A 14,750-nucleotide genomic window follows, 5' to 3' on the forward strand; every position below is an offset into this window, starting at 1 on the left:
CCGGGTCAGTCCTGCGCGAGGATCGCGTACAGGCGGCGGCGCACGTCCTCGAGTTCGGCGACGGCCTTGCGGATCTGCTCAGGGGTGCCCGAGCGTCCGACCTGGGCCGCGGCCTGGGCGAGCTCGAGGCCCGCCTTGGGCAGGGCGCCGAAGTCGACGTGGTCGGAGTCGTTCCACGGGGTCGAGGTGCCGTGCTCGGCGACCGTCGCGCGGCCGGCGTCGGTCAGCGTGTAGGTCTTGCGGCCGTTCTGCTCGTCGGCCGTGATGAGGCCCTCGTCCGCGAGGAGCTGGAGGGTCGGGTAGACCGAGCCGGGGCTCGGCTTCCAGTCGCCTCCGCTGCGCTCCTCGATCTCGCGGATGATCTGGTAGCCGTGCATGGGCTGCTCGGCGAGGAGCGCGAGCACCGCGGTGCGCACGTCCCCGCGGCCGACCCGGGAGCCGACGCGCTTCTCCATGCGGGAGCGGGCCTGCTCCATCGCGCGCCAGATGCTCTCGATGGGCGTGCCGGTGCCGAACGCGCCGGTCGATGACGATCCGTTCATGATGACCTCCTGTTTCTCCGAACGATACTCAGCGATATGGGTGGCGACTGTGAACGACTGCCGCGTCGGCTCAGAGCTTCGCGAGCTTCGCCCGGGCGACGAGGAACAGCCCGTACATGACCAGTCCCGCGCTGACGAGGGTCAGGGCGATCGTGCCGTACGGAGGGACGTCGAGGAAGTGGATGGCCCCGTCGAGCCCGGTCGCCTGGCGAGCGTCGCCGGTCAGCGCCGCGACCACGAAGATCCCGCCGGCCAGGCCCAGAGCGAGCCCCTTCGTGATGTAGCCGGTCGCGCCGAGGATCAGCACTGCCGTCCCCGTCGGGCCCTCGGGGATGCGGACGAGCTTGCGGAAGCCGCGCCGGATCCCGATCGCGACGAAGCCGATCCCGCTGCCCAGCACGATCCCGCCGACGATCACGAGGATCACGACGCCGACCGTGCTCGTCAGCAGCTCGGTGTTGATGCGGCGGATCGTGGCCGAGGAGCTCGTCGAGCCGCCGAGCGCGAAGACGAGCGTGGTGCCCGCGAGCGTGAGCGAGGCGAAGCCCTTGCCCGACTCGACGATCCGGCGGCCCAGGCGGGCGGCGAGGCCGGGTGCGGAGGAGCGCCCGCCGAGGGAGAGCTGCCAGAGGCCGAGCGCGACGAGCCCGACCAGCGCGGCCCAGACCACCACGAGCCCGACGGGGGAGTCGGCCATGCGCCCGATCGCTCCTGACGCGTCCGCCTCCCGCGAGGTCTCGTCGCTGACCGCGACGCGCAGGGCGAGGCCGCCGATCAGGAGGTGGATCAGTCCGTTGACGGCGAAGCCCGTGCGGGCGAGGCGCCGGAAGCGCCGGGTCCGGACTCCGGCGCGCGGCGACGGCACGCTCGCAGTGGACATCGCGCAACCCTCTCATCCCCGGCGGCCCCGGCGCCTCCTGACCCGCCGACGCGCGCGTGGCAACCCTCTCCCCGGCCCGGTGCCCGAGTCGTGGGATGGAGGTGCGGCGCGGTTCGCACCGCAGCAGGACGAGAGAAGGAACCCCATGCGTGCACGCCGACGTCGCGCGGGCGGTCGCCGAGGGCCGAGGCGGGGCGGACCTCCCGGACCGGTCCCGGGCAGGGGAGGGCGGCGACGATGACCGGAGCGACGCTCCTCGTCCGCCGCCCGTCGAGCCCGGCCTCGCGGGTGCTGGTGCTCCACGCGACCGCGGTCGAGCTGGAGCTGCTGGTGGCCGCGCTGCTCGGGCTCGCCGAGGAGACGCCGTGCCTGGACGTGCGGGTGGCGGCGAGGTCGCGGGCGGCGCTCCTGCTGGCGACCGTCGATCCGGAGGCGGTGCTGCCGCTGGCCGAGGCGCGGCGGGTCCGCGTCGGGCTCCGCCGCGAGCGCGAGGAGCTGGAGCGCGGCGGGGTCGGGTGCCGGCACGTCGTCGAGGCGCGGGCAGGCCGTCGGTAGCTCCGGAGCGGGTCCGATCGGCCGCCGGCCTCGCGACGAAGTCCTGACGGAGGTCGTCCACCGCCGATGTGCGCCGCGCCGTCCCGCCCCCGTCAGCAGCAGCCGCAGGCCTCGGAGTCCTCGCTCGTCAGCGCGGAGATCGGCGTCGTGCAGGACTCGCCGCGCCAGGCCTCCAGGCCCTCGCGGACGGCGACCGCGGCGATCACGAGGCCGGCGACGGGGTCGGCCCACGTCCATCCGAGCGTGCTGTTCAGCAGCAGGCCCACCAGGACGGCGGCGGAGAGGTACGAGCAGAGGAGCGTCTGCTTCGAGTCGGCGACGGCCGAGGCCGAGCCGAGCTCGCGGCCGGTCCGGCGCTCGAGCAGGGAGAACGCGGGCATCACCAGCAGGCTGACGGCGGCCAGCACGATGCCGACGGGGGAGTGCTGGGCCTCCGAGAATCCGAGCAGCGCCCGGAGCGAGTCGACGGCGACGAACGCGGCCAGGCCGAGGAACGAGACGGCGATCACCCGCAGCGCGGTGCGCTCGCGCGCCTCCGGATCGCGGCCCGAGAACTGCCAGGCGACGGCCGCGGCGGAGAGCACCTCCACCACGGAGTCGAGGCCGAAGGCGACGAGTGCGGTGGACGACGCGACCGTCCCGGCGGCGAGTGCCACGATCGCCTCCACCACGTTGTAGGCGATGGTCGCGCCGACGATCCAGCGGATCCGCCTCTGCAGCACGCGGCGGCGGGCGGGGAGGAGCGGAGCGCGCAGGGCGGTCATGCGCAGCGGCAGTCGTCGCCGGAGCAGCAGTCCGGATCGACGACCAGGGCCAGGCGGAGCAGGTGGTCGAGCGCCCCGGCGATCCGGGTCTCGGCCAGCCGGTACCAGGTGTACCGGCCGTCCTTCACGGCCTCCACCAGCCCGCATCCGCGGAGGCACGCGAGCTGGTTCGACATCACCTGCCGCGACACCCCGAGCGCGTCCGCGAGGTCGGAGGGGACGGCCGGAGCCTCGCGCAGCGCGAGCAGGATCCGGGACCGGGTCTCGTCCGCCAGGGCGGATCCGAGGCGCGCGAGAGCAGCGGAGTGGGTGAGGGTCGCGGAGGCGGGCACGGGAGCGACGGTACACGCGATGCTGTATCGAGCGCGAGGGCGGTGGTCTCTCCTCGAACGGGTGAGCTCCCCTCCCGCTCCCCCCGTCGGGTGGGCGGACGGGCCGCACTGCCGCGGATCCCCGGGGCCGGCCTCCACGGCGCGCCGCGTACGGCCCGCGCGCCGTGCCAGGATCCCCTTGATCACGGCGCCCGTCCGCCGCTCCGCCGCTCGGTCTCCTGGAAGGGCCACGGACCCGCCTTGCTCGATGCCACGACCCTCCGCGTCGCCTTCGGGGTCACCGCCCTCACCCTCTTCCTGCTGTTCGCGCTGGTCACCTACCGGTCGACGCGCTCGTCCTTCAGCTTCTGGTGGTGCACGGCGCTCGCGCTGTTCATGGGCGGCTCGCTCGCCTACCTCCGCGACGGCACGGCCGACCAGGTGTGGGCGAATCCGCTCGGCAACGGGCTCATCGTGGCCGGCGCCGCCGCGGTCTGGGCGGCGAGCCGCTCCCTCCGCGGCCGGCCGACGCCGTGGTGGCTGGTGGTCGCTCCGACCGTGGTGGTGACGGGCGTGTCCAGCCTCGACTCGCCCGCCGTCAACGACTGGTCGGGAGGGCCGCTCTACCTCGCCTCGATGGCGCTCCTCATCGGCCTGTCGACCCGCGAGATCGCGCTGCTCGGCGCCGGGCGCTCGCGCACGCGCTGGCCGCTGCTGCTGAGCTCCGGCGCCCTCTCCCTCTACTACGCGCTCCGGTCCGCCGTGTTCCTGGCCGCGGGGCTGCGCAGCGAGCTGTCCGCGACCTGGTTCGGGACCCCGACCACCACGCTGATCACGCTGGTGCTGCTGGTCGTGGTGTCGTTCAGCATGGCGTCGCTCAGCGGCGAGCAGGTCGCGCAGATGCTCACCGCCGGCGCCGCCCGCTCGCGGCAGGAGCTCGCCGACGGCGAGAGGGTGCAGCGGCGGCTCGAGCCCCGCTCGGTCCCGGACCTCCCGGGCTACGACGTCGCCGGCGCCTGCGTGCCCAGCGGGACGGTGAGCGGCGACTTCTTCGACTGGCGCTGCACGCCCGACGGGCTCGCCGTCACCGTCGCCGACGTGATGGGCAAGGGGGTCGGCGCCGCGATGATCGCCGCCACGGTCCGCGCCGCCCTGCGCGTCACTCCTCCCGCCCTCGGCCCCGCGGCGACGATGGCGCTCATCGACCGGGTCGTCGAGCCGGATCTGTCGGCGAACGACGCGTTCGTCACGCTCCTCCACCTGCGGCTCAGCGCCTCGACCGACGACATCGCGCTCGTCGACGCCGGGCACGGACTCGGGATCGTCTGCCGCGCCGACGGCTCGCGCGAGCGCATCCCCTCCGCCCACCTGCCGCTCGGCCTCCTCGGCACGCAGGAGTGGGAGCCGACCGGCCTCCGACTCCACCCCGGCGACCTGCTGCTGATCTGCAGCGACGGCGTGCTGGACCTCTTCGACGGCTCCCTCGCCGCCCTCGACCGGGTGGCCGACGCGGCCGTCGCCGCCCCCGCGACCGCCGCCGCCGCGGTCGCCGGCGTCACCCGCCTGGCGGCCGAGGGGCTGCTGGCGGACGACGTGACCGTGGTGGCGATCCGGCGGACCTCGGGGAGCTGACCCGGCCTCAGCCCCGCCCCGCCTGCAGCCGGAGCCCGGCCAGCAGCAGGTCGAGGCCGGAGCGGAACACGTCGAGGTCGTCGTGCGTCGCCATGACGTCGGCCGCGTGGTGGCCGAAGGGGAACTCCTCCGGATCGAGGGCGCGCCAGCGGTCGGCCAGGTGCTCGAGGAACTCGCCTCTCTCCATCCCGCTCTCGAGGAACTCGCGGGGCGGCGGCTGCGCCAGGTCGGCCGCGACTCCGACGACGTAGCTGACGATGGACGACACGGCGTGGAACCGCTGCCGGGGCGTCAGGTCGAGAGCCATGAGCTGCTGCCCGAGGCGCTCGTACATCGCCATCGAGTTGGGCTGCACCCCGGTCGTGCGGAGCATGTAGATGCCGAACCAGGGTCGGCGGACGCACTCGTCGAAGAGGGCCAGTGCGACGGCGCGGACGTTGTCGATCGGGTCCGGCCCGTGGGTGAGCGGCTCGCTGTCTGCGAGGACCCGACCCATGACCTCGTCGGTCGCCCGCTCCAGCAGCTCGTCGCGGCTGCCGACGTACCAGTAGATGCTCGCCACACCGCCGCCGAGTCGGGCCGCGAGCGCGCGGAACGTGAGGGCCGACTCCCCGGACTCGTCGAGGATCGCGATCGCCTCGGCCAGCACGGTGTCGAGCGAGTGCGACGCTCGGCGGCGGCCCCGGGCGGGGGAGGGCGCGGCAGCGGTCTCCGTCGGGCGATCTGCAGGCATGGCTTGCATCTTACCGAACGGCGTTCCATACTATCGAACGCCGTACGAGAGTCGAACGGCGTTCGATAGGAAGGCGCCTCGATGTCCGCTCCGACGACCACCTCCGCCGAGTCCCGCGCTCACACCTCCCTCCGCTCCGCGGCACTCCCGCTCGCCGCTCTCTGCCTCGCGTTCTTCGTCGAGATGGTCGACAACACGCTGCTCTCGATCGCCCTCCCGACGATCGGACGCTCACTCGACGGGTCGACCGCCGGACTGCAGTGGGTGACCGGTGCCTACTCCCTGACCTTCGGCGGGCTGCTGCTGACAGCCGGGTCCGCCGCCGACCGGTTCGGCCGCCGCCGCGTGCTCCTCACCGGCCTCGCCGCGTTCGGGCTGATCAGCCTCGCCGTCGTCCTCGTCACCGACATCGGCCAGCTGATCGCCCTCCGCGCGGCGCTCGGCTGCGCCGCGGCCGCCATGGCGCCCGTCACGATGTCGCTGGTGTTCCGGCTCTTCGACGACGAGAGGCTCCGCATGCGGTCGATCACGATCGTGATGATCGTCGGGATGTCCGGCATGGTCCTCGGCCCCCTCCTCGGCGGCTCGATCCTCAGCACCGTCAGCTGGCAGTGGCTGCTCGTCGTCAACGCCCCGATCGCGCTGCTGGTCTGGATCGGCGTGCGCCTCGGAGTTCCCGCGGACCAGCGCGCCGACCTCACCTCCGGTCGGCTCGACCTGCCGGGGACCGCCCTCACCGTCGCCGCGGTGGGGCTCGGCTGCTACACACTCACCAGCGGAGTCGAGAACGGCTGGCTGTCGCTCCTCACGATCGCCTGCGCCGCGGGCACCGTCGCCGCCGTCGCGGGATTCGTCGTCCGCGAGCGCCGCGCCGTCTCGCCCATGATCGACCTCGCGATCTTCCGCGCCGGCCCCGCGCGGGGAGCGGCGCTCACGCAGCTCGGCGCCTCGGTCGCCTTCGCGAGCGTCCTGTTCGGCCTGATCCTGCACTTCCAGTACGCCTATGGCTGGAGCCCGGTGCGCGCCGGCCTCGCGAACCTGCCCGTCATCGTCACGATGCTCGCCGCCACTCCGGTCACCGAGCGCCTCGCCGCGAAGCTGGGGCACCGCGCGGCCTGCCTGATCGGCACCGGGCTCCTGGTCGGCGCGTTGCTCGGGATGTCCTGGGCGGTGGACCGGGGCTACCTCGCGATCGCCGTGATGATGGTCGTGATGACGGTGGGCCTGCGGACGATCATGACCATCTGCGCCGTCGCCCTCGTCGAGGCGATGCCCGCGAACCGCACCTCGATCGGTGCGGCGCTCAACGACACGGCCCAGGAGATCGGCACCAGCATCGGCACGGCCGTCGTCGGCACGCTGATCGCCGCACTGGTGGCGACCACCCTCCCGGCGGGCGCGTGGAGCGCAGACCTCGTCCGGAGCTTCTTCGCGGGTGAGCGGGTCGCTTTCCTGGTCGTGGCGGTCCTCGTCGGCGTGATCGCGACGATCGGCTCGCTGTCCCTCAGCGACTCCCGCTCCACCGAGGAGCCGGCGGCGGCCTAGTCCGTCGGGTCGCGCCGGGCGTCCTCGAGGTCGGCGATGTCCGTGTACTCGAGGAAGTCCAGCGGCGGGATGTCCGTCATCTCCTCGCTCCAGGAGGGGCGGGCCGGCTGCATGCGGCGCGTCTCGAGCTCGATGTGGGCGATGACTTCCGCGTCGTCCGGCTCCTCCACCTCGCTGCTGTCGATCGGCACCGACCAGAGCTGGCTCGCCGGCCCGATCAGCAGGTGGGCGTAGGCGCGTCCGCCGCCCTCGGTCAGGACCGGCACCGAGACGACATCCGACTTGCTGACGTCCGCGAGGGCCCGGGCGTACCGGAGGACCGCCTTGCAGGTCAGGTCGCCGACGAGCAGGTGGCCGCTGGAGTAGTGCAGTTTCCGCATGCATCCAGCCTCCGCGCGCCGCCCGCGGGGCCTCAAGAGGGTTGCCCTGGGAAGGCGGTGCCCCTAATGGGCCGGGAGGTCCCGCCCGATCGGGGTCATCGCTCCGGGTGTCCGGCGCTCTCGCGGAGCTCGCGGCCGTCGGCGACGTCCTCGGCGTGCTTCTCGGCTTTCTTGTCGCTCTGCCGGGTGTCGCGGGGCGGGAGCTGGATGTGCTCCTCGGCTTCGATGCCGGCCTGCAGCTGGCGGCCGCGCTCGAGCTCGGCGTCGAACTCGGCCCCGAAGAGCAGGGCGAGGTTCGTGATCCAGAGCCAGAGGAGGAAGACGATCACGCCGCCGAGGGCGCCGTAGGTCTTGTTGTAGTTGCTGAAGTTGGCGACGTAGAACGCGAAGCCGGCCGAGGCCAGCGCCCAGACGACGAGGGCGAGGATCGAGCCCATGCTGGTCCAGCGGAACTTCGGCTGCCGCACGTTGGGGGACCAGTGGTAGAGGACCGCGACGATGACGACCATGATCGCGATCAGCACCGGCCACTTGGCGATGCTCCACACGGTCAGGGCGACCTCGCCGAGGCCGATCGCGTCGCCGATGGTCTGCGCGATCGAACCGCTGAGCACGAGGATCAGTCCGGCGATGACGAGCAGGAGGACCGTCACGAGGGTGACGGCGAGCATCGTGGGGCGCAGCTTCCAGATCGGGCGGCCCTCGTCGATCTCGTAGACGCGGTTCATGCCGCGCCCGAAGGCGCCGACGTAGCCGGAGGCGGACCAGAGGGCGCCGAGGACACCGGTGACGAACGCCAGGCCGGCGGCGGGGCTGGAGGTGAGCTCCTGGATCGGGCCGCGGACCGTGTCGAGGACGTCGGCCGAGACGAACCCGCCGGCGATCTCGAGCACGGTGTCGGTCGTCGTCTCGGCCTGGCCGAAGAGGCCGAGGATCGAGACGATCGCGAGCAGCCCGGGGAACAGCGCGAGGACGGCGTAGTAGGTGAGGCCGGCCGCGATGTCGGTGCACTGGTCGGCGCCGAACTCGCGGAGCGTCTTCTTGAGGACGTAGCCCCAGGAGCGCTTGGTGACCTCGGTCGGTCCGTCGGGCTTGCGGGAGTCGTCGGGGTCGGGCGCGGTGCGGTCGCGCTCGGTGCTGGTCTGGGCCACGGTCGTCCTCCATCTCGAGCGTCTGCGGATCGTCGGGGACGGAAGGACCGCCTGCGATCGCTCCGAGCCCCGACGACGCCGTGCTCGCCACCGACCGTAGGAGCGCCGGACGCTCAGGGCAGGACGGTTGACAGCCGCCCGTCGAGTCCGGTGGGGGAGGTGTCCCGCGGTGGCGCCCGCGCTCATAGCTGCGCGAGCAGCCTCTCGCACGCCTGCTCGCAGCGGCGGCAGGCCTCGGCGCAGATCCGGCAGTGCTCGTGCATTTCGGCGTGCTGCTCGCAGTCGTCGGCGCAGGCGCGGCAGGCCAGGAGGCAGGCCTCGACGAGGGCGCGGACGGCCGCGGATCCGACGACGCCGCGGCGCGAGAGCACGGCGCCGGTCGCGGCGCACACGTCGGCGCAGGCGAGGTCGGTGCGGATGCAGTGGACCAGCTCGGCGACCGACTCCTCGCCGAGGCACGCGTCGGCGCAGGCGGTGCAGGTGAGCGCGCAGGCGCCGCACGCGTCGATGCACTCGGCCAGGACCTCCGGATCGACGCCGCGCAGCTCCTCGGGGTGGCTCCGGATCATGTCGCTCGTGCTGCTCATGGCGCGTCCTCTCGTCGTGACCCCGGCGGGTCGATCGGTCCGGGCGACGCTACGGGCCCGCCCGCCGCCGGGCGAGGGCCTGGCCAGGCACCGCGGCCGGTGATAGCCGGGCCGTCAGCCCCTCACGACGAAGGCGTCGTGGATCAGGTTGCCCCCGGTCGCCGCCGGATTCCGTGTGCTGCCGCGGGTGATCGTGACGGTGTGGGTGCCGGCGGGCAGGGTCCCGCTGGTCCAGACGGTCTGGGCGGAGCGGGTGGTGGCGCTGTAGCGGTCGACCGAGGCCACGAGGACGCCGTCGAGGCGGACCTCGTCGATCCCGGACGTGCTGGACCGGCGGCTCACCCACGAGACTCCGGTGCCGGTGAAGCGGAGGGTGGCGGAGGCGCCCCCTGTCGACGAGAAGGAGACGCCGCCGCCGCTGTCCGCGGAGGAGGAGGTCGTGGACCAGGTGCCCGTGACGGCAACGGCCGGCGAGCCGTTCTGGTGGGTGCCGGCCCCGACGGCGGCGAGCGGAGTCGCGGTGGCGGTCGGCGTCGAGGTCGGCGCGGCGGTGGCGGTCGGCGTGGGCGTGGCCGTCGGCACCGGAGTGGCGGCCCTCTTCGCGAGCACGATGGACGCCGTCGCTCCCTTCAGCCCGCTCGGCCGGAACGTGATCGTCGTCGCGGTGCTCGTCCTGCTCGTCACGCTCAGGGCGGCGCTCGAGGACACCGTGCCCGCGGTCGGCCGCGCGAGCGTCACGGTGAGCGCGCTCGTCGAGACCTGCGTCGGGTCGACGGTCGAGACGGTCACCGTGTCCGCGTCCTCCCGGATCGAGACCAGTCCGGCGCCGGTGATGCTCGCGACCCGGGTGCCTCCGACGAGGACGGGGCTCGTGGTCCCGGCCTTCCACGACACGGCGCTCACGGTGCCGGTCGAGCGGTCGCGGGCGGCGCTCAGCTGGGGGGTGTTGCTGAGCACGGTCACGTCCGGGTCCGCTGCGTACGCGGCGGTCGCCGCCTCGGAGGCGCCGGGGAGGACCGTGTACGCGTAGGAGGCGCCGGTCGGGTTCGTGCCGTGGCTCGTCGTGAGGGAGTAGTAGTGGCCGGTCACCGGCGCCGTCGGACCGGCGGCGCTCACGGCGCTCCAGGCTCCGGTGCGGGTCCGCCCCTGCGCGGTCAGGGCGATCGGCGTCGGGAAGACGTAGCCCACCGACTCCGCGGAGCCGGTGATCGAGGCCCAGCGGGCGGTGCTCGTGGCGGTCGCCTCCGCACCGCGGAGGACGCCGTCGACGCGGAGCCTCGCGTCGGGAGCGACGTCGCGGCGGTCGTCGATCACCGTCTCCGCGCGCCGGCGCACCCCGTCCCAGCCGGTCCCGGACATGTCGGTCGCCGTGATCCCGGAGCCGAGCGCGAGGATCTCGTCGTCGAAGGTGAACCAGGCCTTCTTCGCGACCAGGCTCACCGACGCCGCGTCGAAGTCGAGCGCCGCGATCCCCGTCCGCCGCGACGGGTTCTCGAGGCTCCCGGTGAAGGTCGTCGTCGGGCGGGACGACGCGCCCTCGCCCGCGCTCCGGACGATCGTGTCCTCGGTGGTGCCGGGCATCCGGTACGGGTTCGCCGTGGCCCAGTAGCCGTCGTCGTACTGGCGCCCGCTGCCCAGGTGGAGCGAGGTCGCGCCGTCGCCGGTGTACCAGCCGCTGCGGTTCTCGCCGTTGAGCGACTCGTAGCGGGCGATCCGTGTGCTCGACAGGCCGACGGCGAAGCCCGAGGTCGCCGTGGTCCGCGTGAAGCGGTCCATGCCGGCGAAGGCCCGGACGCCCGAGCCGATCGGGGTCGCGGTCAGGCCCGTGTCGGCGAGGACGAGCCGCGCGCGCACGACGTCGCTGACGGATCCGGCCGTCTCGATGCTCACGGGGCTGCCGGCGTTGCAGGCCAGCCAGCTCTTCGCCAGCGCGTTCGTCCGTGTCCTGGCCGAGGGAGGGGCGCTGTCGGCGAGGCGCAGCACCGCCGCCTGCAGCTGGACTCCGACGTCGCCGTCCTCCGACTCCGCCCGCGCGGTCTCGCGGCCGCGGACCGTCGACATCACGGCGCCGCACCAGGTGACGGGGGCGAAGGAGGAGGCGAGCCGGTCGTACACGCCGAGCCCCTCCGGGCTCGTGATCTCCCAGCGGGAGCCGTCGAGCAGCGCGTACAGGTCGTCGAGGGTGTCGAGCATCGAGAGCCCGTACCCGCCGCTGTAGGCGAAGACGCTGTGCTGCACGAAGGAGCCGTCGGCGTGGAAGCCGTCGCCGGACGCCACCGTCCGCAGCGCCGGGTCGATGCCGGCGGCCGCCTCCGCGATCTTCGCCGGCTGCTTCAGAAGCACTGCCCGCCCGGCGATGACCGCCGCCGTCCAGACGCGGTTGGCGCCGGTCCGGGTGACGGTGTCGGCGAAGCGCGTCGAGGCCGACAGGTAGGCCTGCACCTGCGCCGCCGAGAGGTCGGGGTAGAGGAGGGCGGTGATGCTGTTCAGCTCGAGCGGGATGCCGATCTGCTGCTCCCACCAGCGGGAGGTGCCGGTGGTGGAGCGGTTGTAGCGGTTCGCCGAGAGCCAGTCGGCGGTCGTGACGACGTCGCGGAGGAGCGCCGGGTCGCCGCTGAGGGCGGTGCCGGGGGTCTTCAGCGCGGTCGCGAGGACGGTGACCCGCTTGTAGGCGGTCCACACCTCCACCGCCGAGGTGCCCGTGACCAGATCGGGCCAGGGCTCGCCGCCGTCGGTCTCGAGCGTCGACCAGTAGCCCTCGGCCTCGGCGACGAGGCGGCCCTTCGCCGCGGCGAGGCCGCCGACGCTCCCGCTTCCCGGGATCGTGCCCGTCAGATCGGCGACGAGGGCGAGGCGCATCGCGTCGTACTCGTCGCCCGCCGAGTCGACGGCGGACGCTGTCGGCGCGGTGGCGAGCGGGAGGATCAGGACGGTCACGAGCAGGAGCGCCGCAGCGAGCGGGCTCCCGCGCCGGGGCGCGTCGGATCGAGAGGGTCGGTTCGTCTCCGCGCGCGATCGGCGGAGGGGACGCGGCTGGGTGGGCACGGGCGCTCCTGAGGCGACGCCCACGAGCCTGCGGGCTTCGGGTGCTCGCGGGTCGCCGGGGGAGCGTCGGGTGAAGAGTAGGGGTCCGCTCCGTCCGGCCGCAAGAGGCGGAGGCGAGGACGGCCGGGATCGGCCACCGCCGACGCTCCCGACCGCGCGATCTGCGACAGCCGTACCCCGTGAGGGGTACAGAGGCGCCGAAGGTCCCCCACCCGTCAAGCGGGGCGATACGGTCGGAGGTGCGTGTGCGCTCCGGGGAGTCCCGGCGCGGCGCGCAGGGGGAAGGGGGCACGGATGATCGAGGCCGAGCAGGATCCGCGGCTGGTGGCGCTCGAGGCGCTCGAGATGATGGGGTCGGCTCCGGAGGAGCGCTTCGACCGGATCACGCGGATGGCCGAGGAGCTCTTCCGCGTGCCCGTGGCCGAGATCCACTTCCTCGACGACACCACGCTGTTCACGAAGTCCCCGCAGCGTCCGGACGCCGTGCTCGCGTACCCGCGCGCCGGCACCTTCTGCGACGCGACGCTCGAGAAGCGCACCACCTTCGTCGTGCCGGACCTCGGTGCCGACGAGGCGTGGGCCGGGCACGAGCACGTCGCGGGGTACCCGCACGTCCGCTTCTACGCCGGGCGGCCGCTGTCGGTCGAGGGCGACCTGCAGCTGGGCACCCTCTGCCTCATCGACTTCGTGCCCCGGAGCCTCACCCCGGACGAGCGGCAGCTGCTCGAGGAGTTCGGCGAGTGGGTCGAGCGGGAGCTGCGCGACACGGCGGAGCGCGACCGCGCCGCCGACATGCAGACGCAGATGGCTCCCTCCTCCCTCCACCACCCCGCCGGCTACGAGCTCTCGGGGCTCTCGCTGCCGCGGTGGACGATCACCGGCGACTTCTACAGCTGGCGCGGCGACGACGAGACGGTCGACCTGACCCTCGTGGACGTGATGGGCAAGGGGACGGCGGCGGCGATCGTGGCCGCGTCGATCCGCTCCGCGTTCCGGGCGCGCCTGGGCGGCGACCCCGACGCGGTCGTCAGCGCGGTGAGCGCCCAGCTGCACGACGACTTCACGGCCACCGAGACCTTCGCGACCCTCTTCCACGGGCGCCTCGACACCGCGTCCGGCCGGATCGACTTCGTCGACGCGGGCCACGGGCTCACCGTCCTCCTCCGCGCCGACGGCTCGTTCCAGCGGCTCGCGGCACTGGGCCTCCCGCTGGGCATCGCGGAGGACGGCGGCTGGATCACCCAGACCGTGGAGCTCGCGGTCGGCGACTCGCTCCTGGCCTTCACCGACGGCGTCCTCGACCTCTACGACGGGACGCTGCAGTCCCTGGCGCGCGCGGTCGACCTCGCCCGCGACTCCGCCGACACCGCCGCGTTCCTGCAGGCGCTGAGGGCGCTCGCCGCCTCCGGCTCCGCGTCCGACGACATCACCGCCCTCGTGCTGACCCGCACGGGCGCCGACCGCTCCGCCGAGAAGGACCCCGCATGACGTTCACGACCGAGACGACCGCCCCCGACATCGCCGTGCTGCGGGGGGAGGGGCGGCTCAACGCGGCCTCGGCTCCGGAGCTGCGCTCGGCCGTCCGCCGGGCGATCGACGAGGGCAGCCCCCGCATCGTCGTCGAGCTCAGCGCGGTGACGTTCATGGACTCCTCCGGCCTCGGCGCCCTGGTCGGCGCTCTCAAGACCGCGCGGCAGGCGGGCGGTGACCTGCGGATCGCGGCGCCCAGCGAGCAGGTCGTGATGGTGCTGCAGCTGTCCAATCTGGACCGGGTGCTCACCCTCTTCGACACGGCCGGCGACGCGTACCGTGACTAAGCGCAGCGTCGGGTTCCGCACGCCCCCGGACGACAGCGAGGTCGTCCACGAGATGCTCGCCGAGCTCTGGGGCGAGCGCCCGGACCTGCCGACCCGCGACCGCATGGCCGTCGAGACGGCGCTGGTCGAGCTGGTCGACAACGTCATCCAGCACGCGACGTCGACGACGACGATCGTCTGCCGCCTCGTCGTGCGCGTCGAGGGAGACGCGATCCACGCGGAGCTGGTCGACACGGCCGATCCGCCGGACATCGGCACGGGGCCGCGGGAGATGCCGGACGTCTTCGCCGAGTCGGGCCGCGGGCTCGCCCTCATCCAGGCGCTGACGACCACGTTCGAGCACGAGCGCTCCGAGGGGCGCAACGTCTGGACCCTGACCCGGGCGCTGGACTCCTAGCGACTGGCGCGGATCAGCGGATCGTGTGCGCGGTGATGACCGCGGCGGCACGCGCCAGGTCGTCCGCCATGCCGTTCAGCCCGGGGGAGGCCTTCAGCACCTCCGCGCTGACCTCGTCGTAGCGCTCGTCCACCTGCGCGAGCAGCTGCTCCCCGGAGTCGGTGAGGCGCAGGAGGACGCTGCGGCGGTCCTGCGGGTTGGCGAGCCTGTCGACGTGGCCGGCGGTCGCCAGCCGGTCGAGGAGCGCGGTCACGGCGCCCGTCGAGAGGGAGAGCTCGAGACCCAGCCACTTCGGCGTGAGGTCGGGCGACTCGCCGAGCACCTCGAGCGCGGTGAGCTCCGAGATGCCCACGCCCACGCCCGCGGCGATGCTCGCGCGGAGGTGCCGCTGCGCGTTCTCGAGCAGGCGGA

General features: G+C 73.6%; 16 protein-coding genes. 6 read left to right on the forward strand and 10 right to left on the reverse strand.

Features of this window, described 5'->3' with window-relative positions; genetic code table 11:
• Positions 1–5: 5 nt before the first annotated feature.
• Entirely contained in the window at positions 6–542 is a 537-nt protein-coding gene (locus tag C5C99_RS12225; RefSeq protein ID WP_104224292.1) for a PadR family transcriptional regulator, read from the reverse strand.
• 70 nt (positions 543–612) lie between these two features.
• Positions 613–1,422: a DUF1206 domain-containing protein gene (locus tag C5C99_RS12230; protein ID WP_104335920.1), complete on the reverse strand. Its 810-nt coding sequence runs from the start codon at positions 1,420–1,422 to the stop codon at positions 613–615.
• A gap of 237 nt (positions 1,423–1,659) precedes the next feature.
• Between C5C99_RS12230 and C5C99_RS12235 the strand changes: the two genes are divergently transcribed.
• Positions 1,660–1,977, forward strand: coding sequence for a hypothetical protein (locus C5C99_RS12235; protein ID WP_104261209.1), 318 nt, complete (start codon positions 1,660–1,662; stop codon positions 1,975–1,977).
• A 92-nt stretch (positions 1,978–2,069) separates the two neighbouring features.
• On the opposite strand, the gene C5C99_RS12240 is transcribed toward C5C99_RS12235, so the two are convergent.
• Together C5C99_RS12240 and C5C99_RS12245 are read right to left on the reverse strand one after the other, a co-directional pair.
• Positions 2,070–2,741 carry a cation diffusion facilitator family transporter gene (locus C5C99_RS12240; RefSeq protein WP_104250993.1) on the reverse strand — a complete coding sequence of 224 codons (672 nt, stop codon included), beginning with the start codon at positions 2,739–2,741 and terminating at the stop codon, positions 2,070–2,072.
• Positions 2,738–3,073, reverse strand: coding sequence for a helix-turn-helix transcriptional regulator (locus C5C99_RS12245; RefSeq protein WP_104224288.1), 336 nt, complete (start codon positions 3,071–3,073; stop codon positions 2,738–2,740). Before C5C99_RS12245 ends, C5C99_RS12240 begins: the two co-directional genes overlap by 4 nt.
• A 240-nt stretch (positions 3,074–3,313) precedes the next feature.
• Here C5C99_RS12245 and C5C99_RS12250 point away from each other — a divergent pair, with 240 nt between their 5' ends.
• Entirely contained in the window at positions 3,314–4,684 is a 1,371-nt protein-coding gene (locus tag C5C99_RS12250; RefSeq protein WP_104340149.1) for a PP2C family protein-serine/threonine phosphatase, read from the forward strand.
• A 7-nt stretch (positions 4,685–4,691) separates the two neighbouring features.
• On the opposite strand, the gene C5C99_RS12255 is transcribed toward C5C99_RS12250, so the two are convergent.
• Positions 4,692–5,417: a TetR/AcrR family transcriptional regulator gene (locus tag C5C99_RS12255; protein ID WP_219812305.1), complete on the reverse strand. Its 726-nt coding sequence runs from the start codon at positions 5,415–5,417 to the stop codon at positions 4,692–4,694.
• 81 nt (positions 5,418–5,498) lie between these two features.
• On the opposite strand from C5C99_RS12255, the gene C5C99_RS12260 reads away from it, so the two are divergent.
• Positions 5,499–6,962, forward strand: a complete 1,464-nt coding sequence (locus C5C99_RS12260) for an MFS transporter (RefSeq protein ID WP_104227133.1) — start codon at positions 5,499–5,501, stop codon at positions 6,960–6,962.
• On the opposite strand, the gene C5C99_RS12265 is transcribed toward C5C99_RS12260, so the two are convergent.
• The 4 genes from C5C99_RS12265 to C5C99_RS12280 form a co-directional block, all read right to left on the reverse strand.
• The gene (locus C5C99_RS12265; RefSeq protein ID WP_104224284.1) at positions 6,959–7,342 is read right to left on the reverse strand and encodes a hypothetical protein; all 384 of its coding nucleotides are present in this window, start codon (positions 7,340–7,342) and stop codon (positions 6,959–6,961) included. The genes C5C99_RS12260 and C5C99_RS12265 overlap by 4 nt on opposite strands.
• Positions 7,343–7,437: 95 nt before the next feature.
• Entirely contained in the window at positions 7,438–8,493 is a 1,056-nt protein-coding gene (locus tag C5C99_RS12270) for a YihY/virulence factor BrkB family protein (protein ID WP_104340150.1), read from the reverse strand.
• A 182-nt stretch (positions 8,494–8,675) separates the two neighbouring features.
• Positions 8,676–9,080: a four-helix bundle copper-binding protein gene (locus tag C5C99_RS12275; protein ID WP_104227130.1), complete on the reverse strand. Its 405-nt coding sequence runs from the start codon at positions 9,078–9,080 to the stop codon at positions 8,676–8,678.
• Between the two features lie 114 nt (positions 9,081–9,194).
• Positions 9,195–12,017: a polysaccharide lyase 8 family protein gene (locus C5C99_RS12280; protein ID WP_146085506.1), complete on the reverse strand. Its 2,823-nt coding sequence runs from the start codon at positions 12,015–12,017 to the stop codon at positions 9,195–9,197.
• A gap of 402 nt (positions 12,018–12,419) precedes the next feature.
• Between C5C99_RS12280 and C5C99_RS12285 the strand changes: the two genes are divergently transcribed.
• From C5C99_RS12285 to C5C99_RS12295, 3 genes are read left to right on the forward strand one after another with little or no spacing between them, the layout of a single operon-like run.
• A complete protein-coding gene (locus C5C99_RS12285; protein WP_104256699.1) occupies positions 12,420–13,613 on the forward strand; it encodes a PP2C family protein-serine/threonine phosphatase in 1,194 nt (397 codons plus the stop codon).
• Positions 13,610–13,942, forward strand: a complete 333-nt coding sequence (locus C5C99_RS12290) for an STAS domain-containing protein (protein ID WP_104227127.1) — start codon at positions 13,610–13,612, stop codon at positions 13,940–13,942. Before C5C99_RS12285 ends, C5C99_RS12290 begins: the two co-directional genes overlap by 4 nt.
• Positions 13,935–14,339: an ATP-binding protein gene (locus tag C5C99_RS12295; RefSeq protein ID WP_104340152.1), complete on the forward strand. Its 405-nt coding sequence runs from the start codon at positions 13,935–13,937 to the stop codon at positions 14,337–14,339. The genes C5C99_RS12290 and C5C99_RS12295 overlap by 8 nt, the downstream gene beginning before the upstream one ends.
• A gap of 13 nt (positions 14,340–14,352) precedes the next feature.
• Here the strand turns inward: C5C99_RS12295 and C5C99_RS12300 are convergent.
• A partial coding sequence (locus tag C5C99_RS12300) for a MarR family transcriptional regulator (RefSeq protein ID WP_104340153.1) occupies positions 14,353–14,750 on the reverse strand: 398 nt, incomplete at its 5' end.

The organism is Rathayibacter sp. AY1C4 (assembly GCF_002932195.1).
Taxonomy (GTDB): Bacteria; Actinomycetota; Actinomycetes; order Actinomycetales; family Microbacteriaceae; genus Rathayibacter.

Excerpts from the sequence above, each read along its gene's own strand:
- C5C99_RS12290 (WP_104227127.1), top strand. The coding sequence starts at position 13,610 with ATGACGTTCACGACCGAGACGACCGCCCCCGACATCGCCGTGCTGCGG.
- C5C99_RS12255 (WP_219812305.1), bottom strand. The coding sequence starts at position 5,417 with ATGCCTGCAGATCGCCCGACGGAGACCGCTGCCGCGCCCTCCCCCGCC.
- C5C99_RS12275 (WP_104227130.1), bottom strand. The coding sequence starts at position 9,080 with ATGAGCAGCACGAGCGACATGATCCGGAGCCACCCCGAGGAGCTGCGC.
- C5C99_RS12285 (WP_104256699.1), top strand. The coding sequence starts at position 12,420 with ATGATCGAGGCCGAGCAGGATCCGCGGCTGGTGGCGCTCGAGGCGCTC.
- C5C99_RS12240 (WP_104250993.1), bottom strand. The coding sequence starts at position 2,741 with ATGACCGCCCTGCGCGCTCCGCTCCTCCCCGCCCGCCGCCGCGTGCTG.
- C5C99_RS12260 (WP_104227133.1), top strand. The coding sequence starts at position 5,499 with ATGTCCGCTCCGACGACCACCTCCGCCGAGTCCCGCGCTCACACCTCC.
- C5C99_RS12225 (WP_104224292.1), bottom strand. The coding sequence starts at position 542 with ATGAACGGATCGTCATCGACCGGCGCGTTCGGCACCGGCACGCCCATC.
- C5C99_RS12235 (WP_104261209.1), top strand. The coding sequence starts at position 1,660 with ATGACCGGAGCGACGCTCCTCGTCCGCCGCCCGTCGAGCCCGGCCTCG.
- C5C99_RS12265 (WP_104224284.1), bottom strand. The coding sequence starts at position 7,342 with ATGCGGAAACTGCACTACTCCAGCGGCCACCTGCTCGTCGGCGACCTG.
- C5C99_RS12230 (WP_104335920.1), bottom strand. The coding sequence starts at position 1,422 with ATGTCCACTGCGAGCGTGCCGTCGCCGCGCGCCGGAGTCCGGACCCGG.